The organism is Deltaproteobacteria bacterium HGW-Deltaproteobacteria-6 (assembly GCA_002840435.1).
Classification (GTDB): domain Bacteria; phylum Desulfobacterota; class Syntrophia; order Syntrophales; family Smithellaceae; genus UBA8904.
The window spans coordinates 1-1,221 of sequence record PHAT01000044.1 but is presented as its reverse complement, the minus strand read 5'-3'; the positions used below and the strand labels follow the sequence as shown (position 1 = coordinate 1,221).

General features: G+C 51.8%; 3 protein-coding genes. 1 reads left to right on the top strand and 2 read right to left on the bottom strand.

What is annotated here, in order from left to right:
- Nucleotides 1-349 (top strand): inositol monophosphatase (locus CVU71_18705; GenBank protein PKN16529.1); only part of this gene is annotated, 349 nt, incomplete at its 5' end.
- Between the two features lie 58 nt (nucleotides 350-407).
- Here the strand turns inward: CVU71_18705 and CVU71_18700 are convergent.
- Together CVU71_18700 and CVU71_18695 are read right to left on the bottom strand one after the other, a co-directional pair.
- Nucleotides 408-800, bottom strand: coding sequence for a hypothetical protein (locus CVU71_18700; protein PKN16528.1), 393 nt, complete (start codon nucleotides 798-800; stop codon nucleotides 408-410).
- The coding region (locus CVU71_18695; protein PKN16527.1) for a hypothetical protein at nucleotides 797-1,221 on the bottom strand (425 nt) is incomplete at its 5' end. The genes CVU71_18695 and CVU71_18700, both read right to left, overlap by 4 nt.

Genomic DNA, 1,221 nt, shown 5'->3' with positions numbered 1-1,221 from the left:
GGAGAGTGATTTGTCACGCAGTCTTTTGGCAACGGGTTTTCCTTATGACATCCGGGTCAGCGCGGATAATAATCTGGATTTTTTCAATGCGATGGCGGTAAGGGTGCAGGCCATCCGGCGTGCCGGCGCCGCCGCATTGGATCTGGCCTATCTTGCCGCGGGTCGGTTTGACGGTTTCTGGGAGCTGAAACTCAAACCCTGGGACACCGCTGCGGGCTGTTTGATGGTTACGGAAGCAGGAGGCGTCATTTCTGATCTGGCCGGTGGAAAATGGAATCTTTATTCACCGGGTCTTGTTGCGAGCAACGGGTTGATACACGATCAGATGATGAAAGTTCTACAAAACTAGTTCATGGTTCATAGTCAATGGTGGGTATTGGCTAACCAAGAACCGTTCACCATCCTAATCACGAGAAGAATTTCACGAAGACCTTTCTCGTTCTCGGTCCGTCGAATTCACAAAAGAATATCGACTGCCAGGTTCCTAAAACCACATGCCCATTTTCAATAATGACCATTTCCGACGCGCCGACCAGCGAGGATTTGACATGGGCAGCGGAATTGCCTTCCGCGTGCCGGTAATTCGAAGATAGCGGAACGGCACGGTCAAGGGCCGCCAAAATGTCACGGGGCACGTCCGGGTCGGCATTCTCGTTGATCGTTATCGCAGCGGTGGTGTGGGGCGTGTAAACCAGCCCGATGCCGGAATCAATTTTTGCCTCGTGCGCCGCTTTCTGCACTGCCGCGGTGATGTCGATCATCTCAAAGCGTGCGCGGGTCTGAAGAGAAATCTCTTTCATGGGGAATCCGCTGCTGATGGAGAAGCATTTTTGATTGCTGAGTAAATATCGCTGATAATCTCCCGGGAGAGATGCTGCATGGCCCGACTTGCAGCATCGCAATATCCTTGTGGCGAAGATTCCTGCAGGGGTTCCGTCCGAACATATTTTTTCTGAAAGATTGTTCTTTTGCCAGCCCGATTCACTCGGGAGTCCTGCAGGGCGATGGTCATCCTGATAATGGCGGTCTTACCGCTTTTATTGATGCTGAGCAGAAATTCTTCGATGCCGCCTGAAACGATAAAGCGTCCCTCCTGGACTTCCTGATAGGAAAAAACTGTCTGGAAAAGACCGCTTCCCGTCATGTCGTCGAGAATCCGGTCGGCTATCATGTCCGCGGGATTGACGGCCCAGCGGGAATAATTAAAGGAGTCTATCTTGT